This is a genomic window from Leptospira alexanderi serovar Manhao 3 str. L 60 (assembly GCF_000243815.2).
In the GTDB taxonomy this organism is placed as follows: Bacteria; Spirochaetota; Leptospiria; order Leptospirales; family Leptospiraceae; genus Leptospira; species Leptospira alexanderi.
On record NZ_AHMT02000005.1, the window covers coordinates 72,501 to 92,143 of the forward strand.

Sequence of the window (19,643 nt, forward strand, 5' to 3'; positions counted from 1 at the left end):
CTGGGACGAAAACATACGACTCAACGTTGTTTTAGATCAATATCAGGACTTTAAGGAATTTAGGATTTGGAGAGCCTTTTTTCCGTTTTTAGAATCCCCCACCTGGCCTCCGCTTCGTTCGTTCCTATCCTTGATTCTTTTAATGATTCCGGGAGACATGCCCATCACTTGGAAGGATTCTTTTTTAGGACTCGTCTTTTACGTAATCTGCTTTCCTTCAATTCTTTATATCGTTTACAAAATCACAGGTTCCTTTTGGAAAGCGGGGTTGACATCAATTGTAACAATGGCTCTAACCCTACATACTACGGAAGCGCCTTCTTACAGCCTTTCCTCCATGCTGGAAACACAAGGAATGTTCTTTTTATTATGGGTTTATTATATTCTTTACAAAATCTATAGTTGGACCGAACAAAACCCACACCGCTTCGAGTTTGACAAAACCGAAAGGATAGAACTGTCGGTTTTTCTTTCTCTTTTCGGTTTATTTTTTACGAAATATCCGTATGGACTTCTTTTATTCATCGCAATTTTTCTGTATGAGATCGTTTCAAAACCGAAAGAATATTTTGAAATTCTAAAGTTTTCTTTGGCTCAACGGTATAAGGGCTTTAGAAGACTTTTCGTTGCCATAGTAGTGCTGCTCGTATTTTCCCTACCTATTTTAAGAGTAGTCACGAATATCAATTTGGACCAGAGACAGTTCAAACTCGTCATCTATTATTGCACCGTTTTGTTGTTCATCGATTTCAACCTTTTTCTCTATAAAAAAAGGGAAGAATGGAAACGGATTGCCCCCTCTTCGATTCGGGTAGTTTATCTGTATGCAATCGCTCCGTCCTTGGCTTGGATTTTCGCCAACCCGGACAGAGTGATGAGTCTGATCAACGCACAGATGATCGTAAACGAACACGTGAAAAGTTTTACCCTCGCTTTATTCTCATCCCCGACGACTACGAGCCCGGTCAGCCACGTATTTCAAGAACCTTGGATCTTTCGGTTTTTTTCTTCGGAGTCGCCGTTCTAATTTTCTCGTTCTTCAGAGAAAGAATCAAGGCGTATTCTATTTCCTCAATCACGCGGACTCTCAAAGATCCGTTAGTCGCAGTGACAAGCATTCTATTTTTGCAGTACATCATCATCGACCTGACCACGGGCAACAAACAGTTACGACATGTGTTTCCTCCTCTGCCCGTTCTGTTTACGATTCTTTCCCTTTGGATCTTCCGTTTTATCGAAGACACATTCAAATACGTTCGATACGCCGCGACAGGATTTGGGCTTCTCGTCTTTATATGGAGCGGAAGTCTTTATGTGAGGGAAGGAGGACTTTTAAGAGACAGCTTTGAAAAGGTTCAACACTTCTGTTTGAAGGGTTTTCAAACCGACCTATTTCAACCTGCAAGGGATTTAACGGCTAAGATTTCTCCAGAGGGAAAATACATCGTGTTTAACGGATTTCATGAAGATTTCAATTTCGATAAAAAAGGAAGACTGGTCGCTTCCGAAATCGACCTTCTCATGAGAATGAAAACTTTCATAAAAGGAAAATATCGAAACGACTCCAGACACAAATGGAAATCTTGGGACGAATTTTCATCCGCTCTCATAATCTCTCCGACTTGCGGTCAAAAAGAATTAATGAACAAGTTTGCAATTCGTTCCGCGGCGGTCGGAAAAAGTACGACTCTCAAAAAAGAATACAAACACCCTTCCGGAAATTTTTGTCTGAGGGAGTATTCGATTCAGTAATCAAAACCCGCTAAAACAACACATAAAAGAAGATAGATTTGTAAGCGATATTTCTCTCCAATTCTTCGGGACTCGTATAACCTAATCCGTTATAACACACCTTGAGAAAGCAGTAATCTCAGAAGCATCCAAAAAAGAAGTTTAACAGTTTTTTTACAGTAGCGAAAGGTGGGGTTCATTGGGTGCTCACCGATTTTCTCTGTAGATTTTATGAATATTGATGAACGATTCGATTTCGAGTAGGCTGGAAGAAAATCTGTAATCGTCCCCTATCCAACTTTCATACGATAATTCGTAATTGGTATCTTCAAAAATGATGGAAAGAAAAAAGTTAGTCTCGATATAAACCGGCATGAAAAGGGAAATCAATCCCGATCTTTATAGTATGTTTTCATCCAATCCAACTGAAACTTTTCTTTTACTTTGGACGGTGGTTTTAAAACAGTAGATTTTCTTTTTGCTTTTAAGAGAAGACCGCTTTTTTGTTCTTTCTCAATATAACTTTCGACGGTTAGATCCGAGTTTAGAGTATCAGAAGCAGGTTTTTTGATTTCGGCAATGATTCGACTGTGATCGGTCACAAGAATGAATCGTTTCACCTTCTTTTACAAGGCGTAAAAACGTATTCAAGTTTTCTTTAAGTCTTGACTCCGACAGCTTTCCTATCTCAATAAAATAGCCTTGTGCATTCCGCGAGGTTAACCGGTTTGGTTTTACCAAAAAAATCAACGAGTCCGCATCATCGGAAAGATAAAGTTGATTCCGAAGATCATTCCCTGTGCTTTGACTTCTTCCGGAACCTTTCCGAAATTTTGTCCTCGGATAGAATCGACACAAGCCTGACTAACCACGTCTTGTCCCTGACTGGATACGAGTTTCGTATCCAGAACCTGACCACTTTCGCTTAGCATAAAAAGAACTTTGACCTGTCCCGGAAGAATTCCTTCTCGAATTACAGTTCCCGCCATATCTCGATACGCGTAATTTCCTCCGCCGGGAGGTGCAAAACTACCTTCGATCTGTTTCAACATCCGTTTGAAGTATTCGTAACCTGCGAGTTTTTTTCTAGGAATCGAAAGCGCTTGATTCCCGTCCCAACGAAAAAGAAAGTCTTGTTCGAATCGATAGTTAAACGGAATCTTCGTCATTCTTCCGTAGGTCTGAGAGCTTTGTTTGGTTTCTTCCGTAGTGGTGGTTTGCACTGGGTCGATCTTATAAATTCCCACTTCAAAAACTTTCTCGTCGTTCTTTTCTTTAGCCTCCTGTTTCTGCGCTTCGGAAGGCCTTCTCGCCATACTGCCCATGATAAATTCACGAAAGGGACTCGCGGAATGAAATCCTTCCTTCTTCGTGATTCCCCCTGCGCCCGCGGCGTCCACGTTGGAAAGGGCCTTGTATTCGTCTTTGATATTCTTATCCACAAAGTCTTGTTCAAGAAGTACTTCGTAGATCTTTTCTTTTTCCTCATTACTTTCCATTTTGACCATGGGTTCGCTTCCGAGAATTTTCCAGAGCATATTACGTGTGAGTAAATGTGCGGTAAAAAAAGACGCGAGTACAAGAACTAGAAAGGATGCATAGATCAACCTTTGGTCGTCTTCGGGAATTCCGGAATATTCAGAATAGAGTCGGGTCTTGTCCATGGTTTTCGGAAAAATCTTCCATTCGTTTCAATTGCCGATAGGCCTTTTCGGTCGCCACCCTACCGGCGGGAGTTCGATTGATGAGTCCGATCCGAACCATAAATGATTCGTAAGTATCTTCGATAGTTTTCTCTTCTTCTCCGACTACGACAGCAATCGCCTTTAAACCTACAGGGCCCCCCTTATAACGATCGATCATACAACCCAGTATTTGTCGATCCATACCATCCAATCCCAGGTCGTCAATCCCCATCTTTTCGAACGCCTTGAGACAAAGATCCTTTTTCACGGAAAGATTACCTTCTACTTCGCTAAAGTCCCGAATTCTTTTTAAAAGATGATTTGCAATTCGGGGGGTTTTACGAGAACGTTTTCCGATTTCCAAGGCAGCATCATTTTCGATCTTAACTCCCAAAATCCGAGAAGAACGTAAAACGATCTCCTTCATCTCTTCATCGTTGTAATAATCCAGCCTCAATTGAATTCCGAAACGGCTTTTGAGAGGTTCGCTGATCAGTCCGCTTCTGGTAGTCGCTCCGACTAAGGTGAACGGTTTGAGAGGAATTTGAACCATTTGAGCGGTCACTCCTTCTCCGATCACTAGATCGATCATATAATTCTCCATCGCCGGATAGAGAATCTCTTCGAGTTTTTTATGAAGAGTATGGATCTCATCTATGAATAGAATTTCATTCTCACCCATACCCGTAAGTAGGCGCGCAAGATCGGCGCCTTTGGTAATCACGGGGGCCGAGGTGATGGTGAGTCTGGTCCCAAGTTCGTTGGAAACAATTCCAGCAAGAGTCGTTTTCCCGAGACCGGGAGGGCCGGAAATCAAAACGTGATCGAGCGCTCGCTTTCGATTTTTAGCGGCCTGAACGTAAACTGTAAGATTATCGAGAACTTCCTTCTGACCTATAAATTCGGAAAGAAGAGAAGGACGTAGGCCCGACTCTTCTTCAAATTCTTCCTCAGGATTAAGCGTATGGGATTTTGCCAATCAGTTCGGTCTTTCCTTAAGTTGGATCGAGATTCTAGAAACGTTTCCCTGACGCATAACTGTAACGGTGATACGATCACCTACCTTACTCTTCTTAACCGTGCTGACCACTTCCTCCGGAGAATTGATTTTAGTTCCGGAAATTTCAGTGATCACATCCATCAACTGGATTCCGGCACGATCCGCCGGAGAATCATTCATGATCTGAACGACAACCGCACCGCCCGAAATATTCAACTTCTTTGCGTCTTCCTCATGAAGATAATCCACTCCGACTCCAAGCCAAGCCTGTGCGGGACGTTTGACCTTACCGGTGGTTTTTAATTCTTCCATGATCGCTTTCGCTTCGTTAATCGGAATCGCAAATCCGATTCCCACCGAACCCCCACTCTGAGAAGCGATCATACGATTGATACCAATTACACGACCGTTGATATCGAGAAGCGGGCCGCCGGAATTTCCCTGATTGATGGAAGCGTCCGTTTGAAGATAATGAACTCCGCTATTATCAATTCCGGTTCTACCGACCGCACTGACAATCCCCGCGGTCAGAGACTGTTCGTAACCCAGAGGGGCCCCAATTGCAATCGCCCAGTCCCCGACTTTTACCGCGGAAGAATCCCCAAGTTCGATCGGAACAATTTCACCGTCTGGCTTGATTTTTAAAAGAGCCAAATCAATCACAGGATCAGAGCCGACAAGTTCCGCGTTAAATGTCTTACCCGTTTTTAAACGAACGGTGAGTTTATCCATGGAGCGAACCACATGTTCGTTGGTTAAAATATATCCCTGAGTATTGAGAATAATCCCCGAACCGAGCCCGGTTTGTTTTTGTTTCATCACTCTTCCGCTTCCACCTTGATGACCTCTGCCGAAGAATTGATCGAAGAAAGGATCTCCGAAAGGTCCGGAATGAACGGGAACGTTTTGAATTTTTTCCGTAGCGATGGAAACTACGCTTGGAGAAGCGGTTTGATAAACTTCCTCAAAGGCTTGTTGAATCGTGATCGCCTGACGAGTCGCCGGACTAGGCTCCCTATCACCTTTAGCATTTAAAAAAAGAGGACTGCTTTGACCAGTTCCACAAAACATGACAGGAGATAAGAACGCTCCGAGCAGAAGTGAAATGCTTACGATCGCAACATACTTCAGTTTTTCCATGTTTTTCATTGAATTCTATCCCTCTGAAAATGTATTTCCATTTGGTATCTAAAAGAATCGGCTCGCTTCTATGACTGTCAAGTTAGATTTGGAAGCCAGTCCTTAGAGCACACATTCGATTAGACAAGTTGGATTTAAACGAAAGGGAGAATCCTTCCGTTTTCACTCTTAGACCGAGCCACCCAGAAAAGAGTTTCCGTTTTCATCCGACAAATCGAGAAGATTTACAAATCGGGAGTCCGGTTTTTGGATTTTGGCTGATTGGATTCCCGATTCTTTTTGATCTGCATTTTTGCATTGATATATTTTCGAATCGCCGCTTCTCCTCTTTGAAGAGTATAATAATCCAACTTTTCCACGGGAACGATATCTTCATCCGGAGTGACTTGCAAAATCGCTAAATCGATTTTTTTATCCTGACCGATGATGACCGCTTCGTAGGATTTACCTGATTTTGACTTCACCAAAAGATGATCGTAAGTCCCGATCACATGAGCGTTCGTAAGAATGTAACCCTGCGGATTCAGAACAATTCCATAGCCGAGGGTAACCAAAACTTTTTCCAGAAAATGCCCGCCCTTAGAATGAAGAAACCGAGATTTGGTCGTTTTTTCAGCGAGAATCGAAACCGAACTTGCGGAAGAACTCGGATAGACTTCTTCAAAAATATGATGTACTCGAACTTTATTTTTGGGATAGCGCAAAAGAGAAGAATGATGATCGGAATGAGGAGATTCTTCAGAAAGAATCTCCTGCTTACCTTCGATTTCTGGCTCCGTCTCTTTTGTTTGTGCAATCGGAGAAAAACAGTAGAAATGAAATAACCCGAAATAAAGAATCACTCCGAAAAATTTCAAAATCGAAAAATATGGGCCCATAACGGAATTTTCATTGGATTCTCAATTTCCAAAAGAATCCATGTAGATAGAATGATTTCGTATAAATCCCCCTTTGTCAAGAATTGAATCGGAACCGTAAAAATGAAGATCGAAAAACCAATCTTTGCAGTTTTTGAAGGAATCGATGGAAGCGGTAAATCGACTCTTTGCAAATCCTTAACCGAAAGACTTACGGAACGAGGAATTTCTTCCGTAAACTTTACCGAACCCACAAACTTTGAAACTGGAGAATACCTCCGAAAATTCTTAAGAGGAGAAATAGAACTTGGAAGAGAAGAACAAATCAACGCGTTTTTAAACGACAGAGAAGAATCTTTAAGACAAAACATCCTTCCTTCTTTAGAATCCGGTAGAAACGTTTTACTGGATCGTTATATGTATTCCACCGCCGCTTATCAGAGCGGCGAAGATCTTCTTCCCGAATCAATTATCGAAAAAAATTTGAATAGGAACTTTAGGATTCCGGATCTTCTATTTTATTTGGATCTTAATCCCGTAATCGCATTCGAAAGGCTGAGTCGAAGAAAAAAAAATAAAGAAAGATTCGAAACGTTAGCTCAACTTGAAAAAATTCGTTCCGCCTATGATAGGATTCTTCCGAAAGAAACGATCCGAATCGACGGCGAAAAAGGTCCGGATCAAATCGTTTTCGAATGTCTGGAAATTTTTTTAAAAAACGTTAATAGGAAACTCCTATAAAATCCGAAAACAACCACTACTCAATCCAATTTCAGCGTAAAATTGTCATTTGGTGAACGTAATTTCTAAATAGGAATCAATAAAATGCAGAGTGTTTATCTGTTTGTAGATGAAGAACCTTATCTGTATCACGGAGAAAATGTAGATATGGAAAATTTAGAATATATAAAAAGTATAAACTATAATTACTTCGAAAAAACATCAAGGATAATATATAAAGGGTTCAAAAGAAAAAAAGATAAAGACTTTGCAATTTCAATACGTCTTTTACATAGTCACTGCTTAGAGCACTTTTTCTCGATACTCTTCGCTGCAATACAAGCATACGATGCCATAAATATATGGTTATTGTTATATACTCCGAACGATTTAAGAGAATTAATCAAAAAAACTCAATCAGGGGCACCCTTCTTTCGGAAATTTCCAGATGTTAAACCGAACTGGGAATCAATCTTAAACAAAATACACTTTGGTTTAAATTTTTTTAATTCATTTCCAAAAGAAGTTATTCTAAAAACAGTGGCTGAACTTGCAAATCAATTTAATTCAGAAGCGTATTCCCTCGAATATAATTCCATAAAACATTCTTTACGGAATAAATTTGGATCATTTCAAATTGAAATCGGTCCTTTAGAAAATAAAATAAAAATTAACGGCGGGGATTATGGCTCAACTTTTAGAAAAATAGAAAGACTATCGAAAAATAACAAACACCACTTATCAACAAGTAAAATTTTTTCTCACTGGAATCCGGGTAGATTATTCAGTGAAATTCAAATTTTATCTTTATTGATATCTAATATTAAGAACTTCTTGATAGCAATCAATTGTAAACGACCTCATAAAATTGAATTTAAATTACCAAAGACTGAATTTTTAAACGACTATCAAAATTTACCAAAATCAGAACTACTATCAGGAAAACTTGATAGATGGAGCATATCGCCTAATTATAAACTTATTGATAAAAATGAACTTCTAAAGAGAATCCAAGAAAAATTTCCTGAATTATTTAAACAATAACACGATGTTTAACAACTTTTTTATCATTTGATTATCGGACTTCTAAATGAGATAGTTTTGACCGATCTAATTTTTCCAAACTTTTAATTTTTCGTGACCAGCCTCGTTTTCTTCTATAAGCCATTTAGGATTCTCAAATCCGTTTTTCTTTGATATGCAATATCAATGACTTTCGATTTGAAATTCCTTGAGAGTTGTTTCATGACGATTCGCTTGGCGATCCAGAGAATCCGCCATTTTAAATAATTTCTCTTTGCGAACCCTGGCCTGAAGAAATTTCTCTCCCCTGGAAAGTTTCGCCAATTCTCTAAGCTCATTTGCTCTCGCTCTTTTGGCAACCGCAGTCGCTTTGAGATAATTCGCGATCGCTTGTTTTTGTCCCGGAGTCACCGCACTTTCCACGAGAGCTTTTTCCAAAAGCCTTGCTTCTTCCTCTTCGCTGACCGAAAAAATCGGCGTAAAAACTCCGCATGCCCAAACCAATACAAAAATGGAAACGACCCTCCGAAAAAAAAGTCCTTCCCATAAATTCAGAAACGAAACCTTCATCTTTACCTCTATTTTTAATTTTTAGGAAAACGATTTTTTATACGATTCATTTTTCAAGGACTTTCCTTTACTAAACCTCTTCAGGATTTGCATTTGACAGTCCAAACCTTTTCAAAAGACTCACTTATAAACGTACCTATAGCTCAACGGATAGAGTACAGGCCTCCGGAGCCTGGGGTCCGGGTTCGAGTCCCGGTAGGTACATTTTAGGGATCAGTGGTTAGGGTTTAGGGGCTAGTTATCGTATTACATAATATTAAAGTGGGACTCGAAGCTTTCTCGCAAGAGCATTTGCAGCGATCCTTAGAGAGCGTCGCAAATGCGACATGAGCCAGGGATGGCGAATGAGCGAGAAAGACGCCGTGGAGCTAAGTTTGCCACGATGGCAAACTGCGTAACGGCGAGTCCCGGTAGGTACATTTTAGGGATCAGTGGTTAGGGTTTAGGGGCTAGTTATCGTATTACATAATATTAAAGTGGGACTCGAAGCTTTCTCGCGAGAGCATTTGCAGCGATCCTTAGAGAGCGTCGCAAATGCGACATGAGCCCATGGATGGCGAATGAGCGAGAAAGACGCCGTGGAGCTAAGTTTGCCACGATGGCAAACTGCGTAACGGCGAGTCCCGGGAAACTCAATGTAACGACTCCCTACGAGTCGCTACGGATCGCTCGAAGAAAACTCAGCAAACACCTTCCTATGGGTCGGTGTTTAGGGCGCGTTCTGGGACGTAAGTTTCACAAAGGATTGTCGTAATTCCGACAGATTTATCTTCAGACCCAAGTATTTGTGGGTAACGTTATGGTAGAGAGCGTTTCACTGAGTTTAGGGAAGAACTTGCTGAGTTTCCCGCAAGTCTGCACTAGGAATCAGTGGATAGGGGTTAGGACTTTACAGTCAGTTATACCGGATGTAAATCCGTTTCAGAGCGAGATTTGCTGGAGGATAATTGGGCTGAATTTGAATGGCTTTTTCGTATTCCAAACGAGCGAGTTCAATATGACCTAAAATTTCCAAACAAGAACCTGTGTTGAAATACGGATATACGGGAACCTCATAACGAGGAGCAGACTTCGCCTTTTCAAACCAAGGAAGTGCCTCCTCGAAACGTTTTTGCTGAATCAGATAAACCCCGATATCATTATAAGGATTTCCTAATGTAGGATCCGTTTCGATCGCGATTTTACAGAACTCAATCGCGCGATCCAATTTACCGGCAAGAGAATAAGACCAACCCAAAAACGTCCAGGCTTCTGCTGTCGGTTTTGCCGCAATGGACATTCGATAGTGTTTGGAAGCCAGTTTGAGATTTCCCTTGGTTTGATACTCGTAAGCGGTCAAAAAATGCTTCTTCGCATCTTCGGATTCTCCAAAAGATTGTAAATAGAGTGGATTCATTCTACATTTTAGACGGGATTTACTTCACGGAAAAATTCAAGAATTTCAGAAAGGTCGTATTTAAAAAGCCGTCTATTTCCGGAGAAAAATTGTTGTAGAGAATAAAACCGCACCAGTAAATCAAAGTTGCACTCACAAGAGCCTTTACAAGGGATTTACTTGCGTGGGGAGAAGCAGAATAAAAGATTCGAAATAAAGCGATGGGCCAAAGAAACAACAGAAAGAAATAGAAACCTTTTCCAATTCCGTAAATCCAAGAAATAATTTCCATTGGATAACCCACGGTCAAACGTTCATAACTCGTTTTTAACTCGGGAAAGTATTGAAAGAAATAAAAGACAAAAACGAAAACAAAAATGATCTTCCAGACGAACTCGAAATCGGAACGAAACAAAAGTAGAGTCAATCCGCAGAACCAAAAAAGAAAAATCGGAAATACAATTTGTTCTAAAAGTCCCGGCATAAAACCTCGATTGTAATACGATTCATGAATATTGTAAAATCCGGTTCAGACATTCTACAAAGCTCGTCGAATCCGCAAGCCCTTTCCCGGCAATGTCAAAAGCCGTTCCGTGATCCGGTGAAACTCGGATAAACGGGAGACCCAAGGTTAGATTCACACCCTTCTTTCCTTCCCACATTTTGAAAGGAATCAAACCCTGATCGTGATAACAAGCAAGATGCAGACCGAATTTTTTTCGTGCAGACTCACCGAATACAGAATCGGCAGAAAGAGGTCCTTCCACTTTCAAACCTTGCCTTTTTAAGAATCGAATCATCGGTACTAGAATTTCTTCCTCCTCTTTACCGACCTTACCGCCTTCCCCCGCGTGCGGATTCAAACCGAGAAATGCGATCGGTTTTTGGAGATTGATTTTCTCGCAGGAAAGAATAGAATTCGCAAGCGATTTCAGATCAATCTCTTTCAAAAACTCGGGAACTTTTACAAGAGGGATATGAGTTGTGAGAGGAAGCACCTGAAGATCGTTTCCGGACATAAGCATAAACGTTTTTGTCCGATACGCCTCCGCTAAAAATTCGGTATGACCTCGAAACGTGGAAACACCGGACGCAATTACCCATTCTTTGCTGAGAGGAAGAGTAATCAAATCTCCTCCACCTTCTTTTTGAAACTCTATTGAGAGTAAAAGAGCCGCTAACGCAGATTTTCCCGACAAGGCAGAAGGTCTACCGGATTTCAAAGAAGAGATTTCTTTTTTGGAAAGCGAATCGTGGGCAATCGCAAACAAACCTTTTTTCAGGATTTCGGAGGAAGAAAAAATCGAAACGAATTCTTTCGGGAGCGGAAACTTACCCGAATGAAAATAAACGATCGGTCTTATTTTGGAGATTTTTCTTAAAAGAAAAAGAGAATGAATGAAGATTTCCGGACCGATTCCACAAGGATCGCCTTCTGTAATCAAGATCCGCTTCACTGTTTCGAGAAGTCGGTTTTCATTCCGGAAATTTTTTTCCGAAAGGAAAACCTTTCGAATTATTCTCTCGCTCCGGATTGTTTTCCGAAGATTTTTTCGACGCTGAGAGAATCTTTAGAATACTCAAGGTCAATTAGGTCTTTCGCGGAATGTTTGAGATCATTCGAAATCATACAACGTCCCTCAAGGATCACTCCGTTCTGGATGATCAATTCCGGTGTGCGGATATCTCCGAGAATTTTAGAAGTGGGAAGGAGCATTACCCTGTTTCTTGCGGTGATGTTTCCGATTACGATTCCTTCGATGATAACACTGGCTGCCGTGATATTAGTTTTTACCTTACCTGTAACACCAATATAAAGTTGTTCGGCCTGTAAGGACTTACCTTCGAATTTTCCGTCAATCTTAAGAGATCCGTTGATAAAGAATTTGCCACTGAAGTAGGAATTTTCTCCGATAGTGGAGTTCGTAACTTCGGATGAATTTTTAACGAGTGCCATGCGCCTGTGTATCCTTTTCGGAGGGAGTTAAAATCACAAAATATGTAGATCCCATCAATCGGAAAAGGATTTTTCAAGGCTTCATTTTGAAAATTAACAAAGAGAACAGGAATCAACGGATATTGGGAACGTTGATTCTATCTAAAACTTCGGATGTAAATTCCTGGAATTCCTTAAGAGCATCCATAATACTCTTTCCCTCCAGTTCGGTGGCTCTTTCGAATCTCGGGTTGAACCGGATTGAATCTTCCAAGTTCATAATAACACCTCCGACTTCTTTGGCCTCCCTGATTACCTTGTTTAAAAATTCGTTGAATTTTTGAAACATTTCAAAAGCTTCCGCAATGAAGATCCGAGTCTGTTTATTTTTCATCCTACTCAGCTGTTCTCTGAATTCCTGTTTTTCCGCGGCGTGAAATTCTTCTATAGTTTCGGTGAGAACCTTGATGTTCCTTCGAATGTTCTCCATATATTTCACGACCCCGTCTTTTTCGTTCGTATGTGAAAAGTCGAAACGGACGTGAGTTTCGTTTAATAGAGGCAGATATTCCCGATCCATTATATTGATCCAAGTTCCAATCTGATTGACCTCGGGATCGTTCGAGTTGGGAGAAATTTTCATGATCGGATATTTTGCGAGAACCCTTCCGGCCTCATTCGGGTTCTCTTTGTATCGTTTGATCTGTTCCGCGGTCATGTCGAGATTATCCGGAATTCCTTCGGGAGAAATATCCTTCATCTTCGTTTTGTATTTTTCCAGTTCCCTAGAAACTCGATATCGTTGTTCGTCGTTCTGAGATCCTTTTGCGATTTTTTCCAATTGGAGGATCATCTTCTGGTATTTCTGCAACTCAAGAATTTGTTCGTGACTGATTGCCATTTTAATTCTTTTCTAGTTTCGCGCAAATTGAAGACTTTTGTCAAGGAGTTCTAAAGGAAAGAATCGAGTAGAATAAACTTCACTGAAAAAAACCATGCATGAATAATGCTTGCAAATACATGAAATTCCATTATCGTATGAACTGAACTCACTATGGCAAACCTACAAGTACGCGATATCGACGATAAACTTTATGAATCGCTCAAACGTAGAGCGGAAATCGAACACCGTTCCGTCAGCCAAGAAGTTGTAATGATCATAGAAAAGCACCTTCAAAGAGATCACCTTGAGATGGAATCGCAAACGATGGAATTTTTAAAATTATCCAACTCGTGGGGGGACAAACGAGAAGCAAAAGAGATCGCAAAAGATTTACGTTCTTCGCGATCCAAAAACAATCGGGATAAAACAGTCAATAAGCTATTTGATTGATACAGATATCATCATTTATAGCTTGAAAGAACACGAAAGAGTCCGTCAAAATTTTTTAGACCGAAAGAACTTTTCCAAATCGATTTCAGTGATTACCTACGGCGAGCTGATTTATGGGGCCAAAAAATCTCAAAATAGGGAAAAGAATTTAGCGACCGTTTATCGAATCGGAGAATTATTCCCAATCATCGAACTGACTCGAGGTATCGTCGAAACATTCGGAGAATTGAAAGCGACTCTACAGAAAAAAGGAACCGCTATCGAAGATTTTGATCTTTTAATCGGATCAATCGCATTGTATCTCAACTACACGTTGGTAAGTAACAACGAAAAACACTTTCATAAAATTCCGGATCTAAAAATCGAAAACTGGACAAAGTGATTCGAGACCAAAAAGCGGAAGTCATCACATGGAATTTTTCAACAACTCTAATGTACTTTGTGGAATAAGTATTTCGTATATTCGGTATAAAAGTATTTTTCATAAACCGTCTTCTTAGAGGCGATAGGAATGGCCTCGGGGTCCGCATTCTCTTCGCTTTCCAATCGATTCCATTGATATAAGTTTTTTAAATGTTTAAGAACTTCCTCTTTTCGAGCCCTCTTTGAATCAAACGTAAGTTTGCGTTCCATCGTTTATAAAAATAACTCATGGCAGGATCATAATAACCAAAATCCTTTGTATGATTTTTTTCATCGTATATAAACCGGATTTCTTTTTTATTACAAACCCCTACATAATTGAATGTCATGAATTTTGAGACGAATCCCTGTTTTAAAGGCGGAATTGCGAGCGCTCTATTATATGGTTCTTGAGTAAGAACTTGTCTCAAAACCTAACATTCGGCTTTCTAAAGTTCATATCTCATTACATTTCTTCCGGTTCCGGCCCTTTTTACAAACATAAATCCTGCTTTCTCAAACATTGTCGTAAAACCCGTAAATCTATAACTGGGAGATTTTTTTCAACCGGATACGCTTCCAAGTCGTTCCGGTTGTTTTTATCCGCGAGCTTTATGATCACGTTCTTATTTTTATCATAAGCTTTGGGATAAACGTTTAGGACGATTTCTTATAACGCTCTAAAACCAAACGGAGATAATCGGCATCGGGAAACTTCATCAAAAGGCTTTCTAAAAGTCCAATTCCTTCGCTGGTTCTACCGATTTCGACAAGAGCAGAACCTTGAAGATAAAGCATCTCCGGAGAAAATCGGAAACGGCCACAATGTTCAAGAGACTTCAAAAATTCCTCGAAGTTCTTTTTGAAAAAATAAAGAACCGCCTTGGCCCTTCTCGTTAAATAAGAATCCGGAAGCCTTTTTTCCACACCTCCAATTTCTTTTTGAACGTTCGAGGATTCGGTGGAATTCAAAAGAATTAAAAGTTCGAAAGGGCTCAAAGTATAAACGAGATGATTTTGCTTTAAAATCGCATAACGTTTCTCTAAGGATTCGTCTTGGCCTTCTAAGATCTTATCCTGTAAAGAGCCCAATAAAACCGATCTGCCGTTCTTTCTTTTTTCTCCCTCAAGCCAGGCCTTTCTGTATTCCAGAGGATAAATCCTCTTCAAAACGAAATAATTCTCCAGATAACCGTGACGGGAAGAATAAGCTTTGAAAAAGGATTCTTTTTCTTCGGAACTAAACGTTTCGATCAGGGTAAGGATCCTTCTCTCAATCGGAAATACGGTCCTAAAACCGACGGTCTCGTGTTTGAAAAGGAGCCACGCAAGTCCTAATAAACCGGGTTCTTCGCCTGTAACGACAAGATCGTAGATCATTTCCCTATCCTCAAGTTGGAGGCCTCCAAATTTCCAAAGGGCTCCATATTTCTGAAAACGGGAAGCTCCCTTATCTTTTAAAGAAGCTGAATATTCAATTTTTCCCATAAGCGCTAAGAGTTGTTTCGCTTCCACAATAAACGGAAGATCCTCGTCATAGACACCGATTAATTCCAGATATTCGTCCAGTTTTTGTTCGTGCAATAGAAAGGATTCTAAAATCTGAAAGACCTCGGGATCGGCCTGGTGTTCTTCAAGCGCCTTATCCAAAAGTTCTTCGAAAAAAATCTTGAGAAGATTTTTCTCTCGCTCAGAAAGACCTTCCTCTTCGAAAGGAGAGGTAACGTCGGATTGAAAGCGAAACTCGCCGAGTAGATCGATTCTCAGATTGTAGAAAGGAGAATGGATCTTGTTTAAGGCTCCGGAAAAATATTCTAAAATTTTGGATTTGAGTCTGATGATTTCCGAATTACGGGAAATCGGGCCCTTTGACTTTTTTTCTTGGTGAGAAACTGCTCCGAATAAGAAGACAATGTGATTTCCGGCCAGAGATGGTCCGTTTTTTCTTTTTCCAGGATTTGCATGGGAATTTCCTTTTTGCGATTGAATCCTTAGGCCGAAAAGGTAAGTAAAGAATACGAATGAAAAAATTCGCCCTAACCAGCCTACTCCTATTCATTTTCGGCAACCTTTCCGCAAACGATGATCTCAAATATCTGATCAAATCTTACAGTCTTCAAAAAATCCATCGTATTTTTCGGGAAAGGCACCCGGGAACAGAATCCGAAGCCTACGCGTTAGTCCGATACCACGAAGAACATCCGAACGGAAACCGGGATAAAAAATTCGCTTACCTGGTTTCTCTTCTTAAGGGAAAAATTGTGCTCACACCCGGAAGACAAGACCTTCTGGAGATTCTCCATTCCCCACTGCCCTCGACTTCGGTTATTACAAAACTATCTCTCTGGAAACTCTATGAGGAAAGTTCGCACAGAAAAATTTTGGGAAGAGAAGAATTAATCGGTCTTTTAAAAAAATTTCCCAGAGAAAACGATCCGCTAAGTCAAAACGCAATCTCCGAAATTTTCAGAATTTATTACGAAGCCGGAATGATCCGGGAATGTTTGGAATTCGTCAAAAGTTTTTCCGACCGGGAACAGTCGGAAATTTTTTCTCCGATGATCTTATATCGTTATGCGAAATCTCTTTATAAATCCGGGAACACGGAAAAAGCCGAGACTATCTTTTACTCGATCCTGGAAGACTCTTCCGTTTTTTCTTCCGTAAAAAAATTCATCCAGGTAGATCTTCAAATTTGGAAAGGAAACTCCTTTTATACTTCCTTGACTCCCGAACGCGCGGCCTTGCTTCTTCCGCATTTGGATTCTTCCGAAAGGAAACATCTGATCTTATCGAAAGATCTCAAAAGAGTTTCCTTTTCCAAAGGAGAAGCGTTTCGTAACACCGCAAGAGCCCTCATAACCTTTGAACCGGAAGCTCTCCCGAACTTCTTTAAAAGAAATGCGAACCTCGCAAGGTCCAATCCGGATTTTACGGCCGCGATATCGAGAGAACTCACAAACCAGAATCTTTCCGGTAAGGCCTTGGATTTGTTAAACGACGTGAGTCCAGAAAAAAACGACGAGGTTCTTTACAGCTACGCGAGGGCTTATAAAAAACAGGGGAACAAGGATCTATATTTCAAAAATCTAATAGACTCTCTCGAAAAAAGCCCTACGAATTTAATTCGACAAGATGAACTCATCGATCTTCTGACCGGAGGTCACAAACATTTTTTGGGAGACGCTTACTGGAAGGATGCTCTCCGTAAAATTCCGGATCTTCCCGTCAAGGGAAGACTTGTATATTGGTATCTCCGTTTTCTAAAACAAAACGGAAGAACCGAAGAATTAAATTCCTGGCTTAAGTCTTATTACAGACATATCCCGGGTTCGTATTACACCCGCGTTATCCGAGAGGAATTCCAGGAGGAAATTTCCTCTTTCCCGCTTCCTTCCAATCCGACTTGGAACAAGGACAACCTCTTCGAGTATCTTTCTTTAACTGCGGGAATTCCAGAACTTTCCGAAAAAATCTTGGGCAAGGATTTGGGCTTTGCAACTCAAGCCGCGGCATTTCAATTGAACGTGAGAATCGACGGTGCTCATTCCAAAATTCGAGAGAACACCACTCTGCGATCGGCTAAGGAATATTTGGAAGTCGGAGAGATGGCGTATGCGCTTTCCTTAGTTCAAAGATACAAAGTTCAACAAGGAATCGGAGAAAACGAAAAGGAAGAAATTCTCGCGGCTCTAGGAGAACAAACCGGAACTCCTTACTTGACCGTCTTCTACACAAGATCCCTGATGAAAAAAGAAAAACTCAGCGACGATGTCATCCTTCTTCCATCCAAACTCGCCGCAAGAATTTACCCGAGACCGCATAGAGGACTTGTGGCTTCCGTTTCCCAAAACGTCGGAATCGAAGAGGACATCGTCTACGCAATCATGCGTCAGGAATCTTTTTTTAAGGAAAACGCAACTTCGATTTCGAATGCGCGGGGATTGATGCAGATCATGGGCCCAACAGGAAAAGAAATCGCCAAAAGAATGAATCTAGATTCCTATTCTCTTTTTGATCCGGAAGTTTCTATCGAAATGGGCGCTCGATTTTTACGTTATCTTGTCGCTTCGAACGGAAATCTCCAGTGGGCTTCGATCGCTTATAACGGCGGACCGGGAAATCTTCGCAAATGGAAACGAAATCATTACCGCGGAGACTTCAATCATTTCTTGGAAGAACTCCCGGTTAAGGAACCGAGAGATTACTGTAGAATCGTCAGTTCGAACTACTATAACTATCAGAATTTACGAAGATATAAGAACCTTTAACGGGAAAATCCTGAAGAATTTATATCCGTCAATTTCAAATAACCTAGGCAAATTCCGATTTTATATTCTATCAAATTCCTTACACCAAAAACTATTCATTTGTATAGTATTACAAAATTCTAAAATGAAAATAAAATCTTCAATCAAGTTCTTGGGTCATTTTGATTTTTTAGATTGTCTATCTAACGGAAGGAATAGGATAGGAATCTGAAACGATTTAGAACGCAATTTTTGAACGATTGATAACTTGGTAAAAACAACGAACAATTCTTTAGGAGAAAAACATGGCAGAGGTAGCAATTCTGAAAATCGACGGGAAGGAATTCGAACTCCCGATCATCGTAGGTACCGAAAACGAAAAAGCAATCGATATTTCAAAACTTCGTCAACAGACAGGATATGTAACCCTGGACAACGGATACCTAAACACGGGAGCCTGTACTAGCGCGGTGACTTTTCTCGACGGAGAACTCGGCATATTAAGATACAGAGGAATTCCAATCGAACAACTTGCGGAAAGTTCCACATTTACCGAAGTCGCCTATTTACTGATTTACGGAAAACTTCCATCGGACACGGAGCTAAAGACGTGGAACGACGAACTTACGATACACACTCTCATTCACGAGGATCTCAAACGTCTCTACAACGGATTCCCGAAAGACGGTCATCCAATGGCGATCATGTCCTCTATGATCGGCTCTCTTTCCACTTACTATCAGGATTCTTACGATCCCGAAAACGCGGAACACAGACACATCTCCATGATCCGTCTTCTCGCAAAATTCCCGACGATCGCCGCATTCGCGTATAAAAAATCTATCGGACAACCTACAATTCATCCTCTGAACAGTCTCGACTATTGTGCAAACTTTATGAACATGATGTTCTCCGTTCCTAGCGAAGACTACAAAATCGATCCAGAAATCGTAAAGGCGCTCAACTTATTATTGATCCTTCACGCCGATCACGAACAAAACTGTTCCACTTCCACGGTTCGTCTTGTAGGTTCTTCTCTCGCGAATCTTTACGGCGCAATTTCTGCCGGAATCTGCGCTCTTTGGGGACCAAGACACGGCGGAGCAAACCAAGAAGTGTTGGAAATGCTCCAAGAGATTCAAGCAAGCGGACTGCCGGTTAAAAAGATCGTGGAAAAAGCAAAGGATAAGAACGATTCTTTTCGTCTTTCCGGATTTGGCCACAGGGTTTACAAGAATTTTGATCCAAGGGCAAAGATCATCAAAAAGGCTTGTGATTCCGTACTGAAAAGACTCGGAGTTCAAGATTCTTTATTAGATATTGCTAAAGAACTGGAAGAAACCGCCCTTCACGATCCTTACTTTGTGGAAAGAAAGCTCTATCCGAACGTTGACTTCTATTCCGGAATCATCTATCGCGCACTTGGAATCCCCGTGAACATGTTCACGGTGATGTTCGCTATGGGTCGCCTTCCCGGTTGGATCGCTCAGTGGAAGGAAATGATCGAATCGACCGATATGAAAATCGGTCGTCCAAGACAGATCTACACAGGTGCCACCGCAACTTCCTACAAAGAGGCCAAGAAAAAAGCCTGAACCTTCCTATGGCAAACTTCCGGTTT

17 protein-coding genes, 1 tRNA gene and 6 pseudogenes (1 of these 24 only partly in view) are annotated in these 19,643 nt (G+C 40.9%); 9 read left to right on the forward strand and 15 right to left on the reverse strand.

The annotated features are described in order from the left end of the window. Positions 1–1,752, forward strand: a pseudogene (locus tag LEP1GSC062_RS01715) (hypothetical protein); it begins 215 nt to the left of the window's first position. Positions 1,753–1,941: 189 nt separating this feature from the next. On the opposite strand, the pseudogene LEP1GSC062_RS01720 reads toward LEP1GSC062_RS01715, so the two are convergent. The 6 genes and pseudogenes from LEP1GSC062_RS01720 to LEP1GSC062_RS01745 all read right to left on the reverse strand — a co-directional run. Then, positions 1,942–2,106 (reverse strand): annotated as a pseudogene (locus LEP1GSC062_RS01720) (PIN domain-containing protein); the annotation flags it as partial. A gap of 11 nt (positions 2,107–2,117) precedes the next feature. Beyond that, positions 2,118–2,413: pseudogene (locus LEP1GSC062_RS01725) on the reverse strand (antitoxin PHD); the annotation flags it as partial. A gap of 64 nt (positions 2,414–2,477) precedes the next feature. Then, a complete protein-coding gene (locus tag LEP1GSC062_RS01730; RefSeq protein WP_010576454.1) occupies positions 2,478–3,395 on the reverse strand; it encodes an energy transducer TonB in 918 nt (305 codons plus the stop codon). Then, positions 3,370–4,395 carry a Holliday junction branch migration DNA helicase RuvB gene (ruvB, locus tag LEP1GSC062_RS01735; protein ID WP_004499213.1) on the reverse strand — a complete coding sequence of 342 codons (1,026 nt, stop codon included), beginning with the start codon at positions 4,393–4,395 and terminating at the stop codon, positions 3,370–3,372. Before ruvB ends, LEP1GSC062_RS01730 begins: the two co-directional genes overlap by 26 nt. After that, the gene (locus tag LEP1GSC062_RS01740; RefSeq protein WP_020983311.1) at positions 4,396–5,565 is read right to left on the reverse strand and encodes a S1C family serine protease; all 1,170 of its coding nucleotides are present in this window, start codon (positions 5,563–5,565) and stop codon (positions 4,396–4,398) included. A 215-nt stretch (positions 5,566–5,780) separates the two neighbouring features. Beyond that, positions 5,781–6,434 (reverse strand): trypsin-like peptidase domain-containing protein, encoded by a 654-nt coding sequence (locus tag LEP1GSC062_RS01745; protein WP_010576457.1) that lies wholly within the window; start codon positions 6,432–6,434, stop codon positions 5,781–5,783. Positions 6,435–6,536: 102 nt separating this feature from the next. On the opposite strand from LEP1GSC062_RS01745, the gene tmk reads away from it, so the two are divergent. Continuing rightward, positions 6,537–7,154, forward strand: coding sequence for a dTMP kinase (tmk, locus tag LEP1GSC062_RS01750; protein WP_020983323.1), 618 nt, complete (start codon positions 6,537–6,539; stop codon positions 7,152–7,154). Between the two features lie 315 nt (positions 7,155–7,469). Beyond that, positions 7,470–8,177: a hypothetical protein gene (locus LEP1GSC062_RS01755; RefSeq protein WP_039940932.1), complete on the forward strand. Its 708-nt coding sequence runs from the start codon at positions 7,470–7,472 to the stop codon at positions 8,175–8,177. A 162-nt stretch (positions 8,178–8,339) separates the two neighbouring features. Here LEP1GSC062_RS01755 and LEP1GSC062_RS01760 read toward each other — a convergent pair whose 3' ends face one another. After that, positions 8,340–8,726 (reverse strand): LIC10421/LIC12816 family protein, encoded by a 387-nt coding sequence (locus LEP1GSC062_RS01760; protein ID WP_039940868.1) that lies wholly within the window; start codon positions 8,724–8,726, stop codon positions 8,340–8,342. Positions 8,727–8,858: 132 nt separating this feature from the next. Between LEP1GSC062_RS01760 and LEP1GSC062_RS01765 the strand changes: the two genes are divergently transcribed. Together LEP1GSC062_RS01765 and LEP1GSC062_RS23545 are read left to right on the forward strand one after the other, a co-directional pair. Continuing rightward, a tRNA-Arg gene (locus LEP1GSC062_RS01765) sits at positions 8,859–8,930 on the forward strand. Positions 8,931–9,324: 394 nt separating this feature from the next. Then, positions 9,325–9,480, forward strand: a complete 156-nt coding sequence (locus LEP1GSC062_RS23545; protein WP_162142156.1) for a hypothetical protein — start codon at positions 9,325–9,327, stop codon at positions 9,478–9,480. A 141-nt stretch (positions 9,481–9,621) separates the two neighbouring features. Here LEP1GSC062_RS23545 and LEP1GSC062_RS01770 read toward each other — a convergent pair whose 3' ends face one another. The 5 genes from LEP1GSC062_RS01770 to LEP1GSC062_RS01790 form a co-directional block, all read right to left on the reverse strand. Further along, a complete protein-coding gene (locus LEP1GSC062_RS01770; protein WP_010576461.1) occupies positions 9,622–10,122 on the reverse strand; it encodes a tetratricopeptide repeat protein in 501 nt (166 codons plus the stop codon). A 19-nt stretch (positions 10,123–10,141) separates the two neighbouring features. Next, a complete protein-coding gene (locus tag LEP1GSC062_RS01775) occupies positions 10,142–10,585 on the reverse strand; it encodes a hypothetical protein (RefSeq protein ID WP_010576462.1) in 444 nt (147 codons plus the stop codon). A gap of 22 nt (positions 10,586–10,607) precedes the next feature. Beyond that, positions 10,608–11,558, reverse strand: a complete 951-nt coding sequence (locus tag LEP1GSC062_RS01780; protein ID WP_010576463.1) for a PdxA family dehydrogenase — start codon at positions 11,556–11,558, stop codon at positions 10,608–10,610. A 59-nt stretch (positions 11,559–11,617) separates the two neighbouring features. Further along, a complete protein-coding gene (locus LEP1GSC062_RS01785) occupies positions 11,618–12,058 on the reverse strand; it encodes a bactofilin family protein (protein ID WP_001229815.1) in 441 nt (146 codons plus the stop codon). Between the two features lie 112 nt (positions 12,059–12,170). Then, entirely contained in the window at positions 12,171–12,938 is a 768-nt protein-coding gene (locus tag LEP1GSC062_RS01790; protein ID WP_010576464.1) for a hypothetical protein, read from the reverse strand. A gap of 153 nt (positions 12,939–13,091) precedes the next feature. On the opposite strand from LEP1GSC062_RS01790, the gene LEP1GSC062_RS01795 reads away from it, so the two are divergent. Together LEP1GSC062_RS01795 and LEP1GSC062_RS01800 are read left to right on the forward strand one after the other, a co-directional pair. Then, the gene (locus LEP1GSC062_RS01795; protein ID WP_010576465.1) at positions 13,092–13,370 is read left to right on the forward strand and encodes a FitA-like ribbon-helix-helix domain-containing protein; all 279 of its coding nucleotides are present in this window, start codon (positions 13,092–13,094) and stop codon (positions 13,368–13,370) included. Beyond that, on the forward strand, positions 13,354–13,752 hold the full coding sequence (locus LEP1GSC062_RS01800; RefSeq protein ID WP_039940871.1) for a type II toxin-antitoxin system VapC family toxin: 399 nt from the start codon (positions 13,354–13,356) through the stop codon (positions 13,750–13,752). Before LEP1GSC062_RS01795 ends, LEP1GSC062_RS01800 begins: the two co-directional genes overlap by 17 nt. Before the next feature lie 47 nt (positions 13,753–13,799). On the opposite strand, the pseudogene LEP1GSC062_RS20805 reads toward LEP1GSC062_RS01800, so the two are convergent. The 3 pseudogenes from LEP1GSC062_RS20805 to LEP1GSC062_RS01810 form a co-directional block, all read right to left on the reverse strand. Beyond that, a pseudogene (locus LEP1GSC062_RS20805) lies at positions 13,800–14,203 on the reverse strand (hypothetical protein). An 18-nt stretch (positions 14,204–14,221) separates the two neighbouring features. Then, positions 14,222–14,364 (reverse strand): annotated as a pseudogene (locus LEP1GSC062_RS20810) (GNAT family N-acetyltransferase); the annotation flags it as partial. 65 nt (positions 14,365–14,429) lie between these two features. Next, positions 14,430–15,736: pseudogene (locus tag LEP1GSC062_RS01810) on the reverse strand (hypothetical protein). Positions 15,737–15,793: 57 nt separating this feature from the next. Between LEP1GSC062_RS01810 and LEP1GSC062_RS01815 the strand changes: the two are divergent. Both LEP1GSC062_RS01815 and LEP1GSC062_RS01820 read left to right on the forward strand, forming a co-directional pair. After that, positions 15,794–18,043 (forward strand): lytic transglycosylase domain-containing protein, encoded by a 2,250-nt coding sequence (locus LEP1GSC062_RS01815; protein ID WP_020983194.1) that lies wholly within the window; start codon positions 15,794–15,796, stop codon positions 18,041–18,043. A 284-nt stretch (positions 18,044–18,327) separates the two neighbouring features. After that, complete coding sequence (locus LEP1GSC062_RS01820; RefSeq protein WP_010576469.1) at positions 18,328–19,617, forward strand: citrate synthase; 1,290 nt, start codon at positions 18,328–18,330, stop codon at positions 19,615–19,617. Positions 19,618–19,643 lie beyond the last annotated feature (26 nt).

What these genes read in the sequence shown, in the direction of transcription:
- LEP1GSC062_RS01730 (WP_010576454.1), bottom strand. Translation starts at nt 3,395, where the DNA reads ATGGACAAGACCCGACTCTATTCTGAATATTCCGGAATTCCCGAAGAC.
- LEP1GSC062_RS01740 (WP_020983311.1), bottom strand. Translation starts at nt 5,565, where the DNA reads ATGAAAAACATGGAAAAACTGAAGTATGTTGCGATCGTAAGCATTTCA.
- LEP1GSC062_RS01745 (WP_010576457.1), bottom strand. Translation starts at nt 6,434, where the DNA reads ATGGGCCCATATTTTTCGATTTTGAAATTTTTCGGAGTGATTCTTTAT.
- tmk (WP_020983323.1), top strand. Translation starts at nt 6,537, where the DNA reads ATGAAGATCGAAAAACCAATCTTTGCAGTTTTTGAAGGAATCGATGGA.
- LEP1GSC062_RS01760 (WP_039940868.1), bottom strand. Translation starts at nt 8,726, where the DNA reads ATGAAGGTTTCGTTTCTGAATTTATGGGAAGGACTTTTTTTTCGGAGG.
- LEP1GSC062_RS23545 (WP_162142156.1), top strand. Translation starts at nt 9,325, where the DNA reads ATGGCAAACTGCGTAACGGCGAGTCCCGGGAAACTCAATGTAACGACT.
- LEP1GSC062_RS01770 (WP_010576461.1), bottom strand. Translation starts at nt 10,122, where the DNA reads ATGAATCCACTCTATTTACAATCTTTTGGAGAATCCGAAGATGCGAAG.
- LEP1GSC062_RS01775 (WP_010576462.1), bottom strand. Translation starts at nt 10,585, where the DNA reads ATGCCGGGACTTTTAGAACAAATTGTATTTCCGATTTTTCTTTTTTGG.
- LEP1GSC062_RS01785 (WP_001229815.1), bottom strand. Translation starts at nt 12,058, where the DNA reads ATGGCACTCGTTAAAAATTCATCCGAAGTTACGAACTCCACTATCGGA.
- LEP1GSC062_RS01790 (WP_010576464.1), bottom strand. Translation starts at nt 12,938, where the DNA reads ATGGCAATCAGTCACGAACAAATTCTTGAGTTGCAGAAATACCAGAAG.
- LEP1GSC062_RS01795 (WP_010576465.1), top strand. Translation starts at nt 13,092, where the DNA reads ATGGCAAACCTACAAGTACGCGATATCGACGATAAACTTTATGAATCG.
- LEP1GSC062_RS01815 (WP_020983194.1), top strand. Translation starts at nt 15,794, where the DNA reads ATGAAAAAATTCGCCCTAACCAGCCTACTCCTATTCATTTTCGGCAAC.
- LEP1GSC062_RS01820 (WP_010576469.1), top strand. Translation starts at nt 18,328, where the DNA reads ATGGCAGAGGTAGCAATTCTGAAAATCGACGGGAAGGAATTCGAACTC.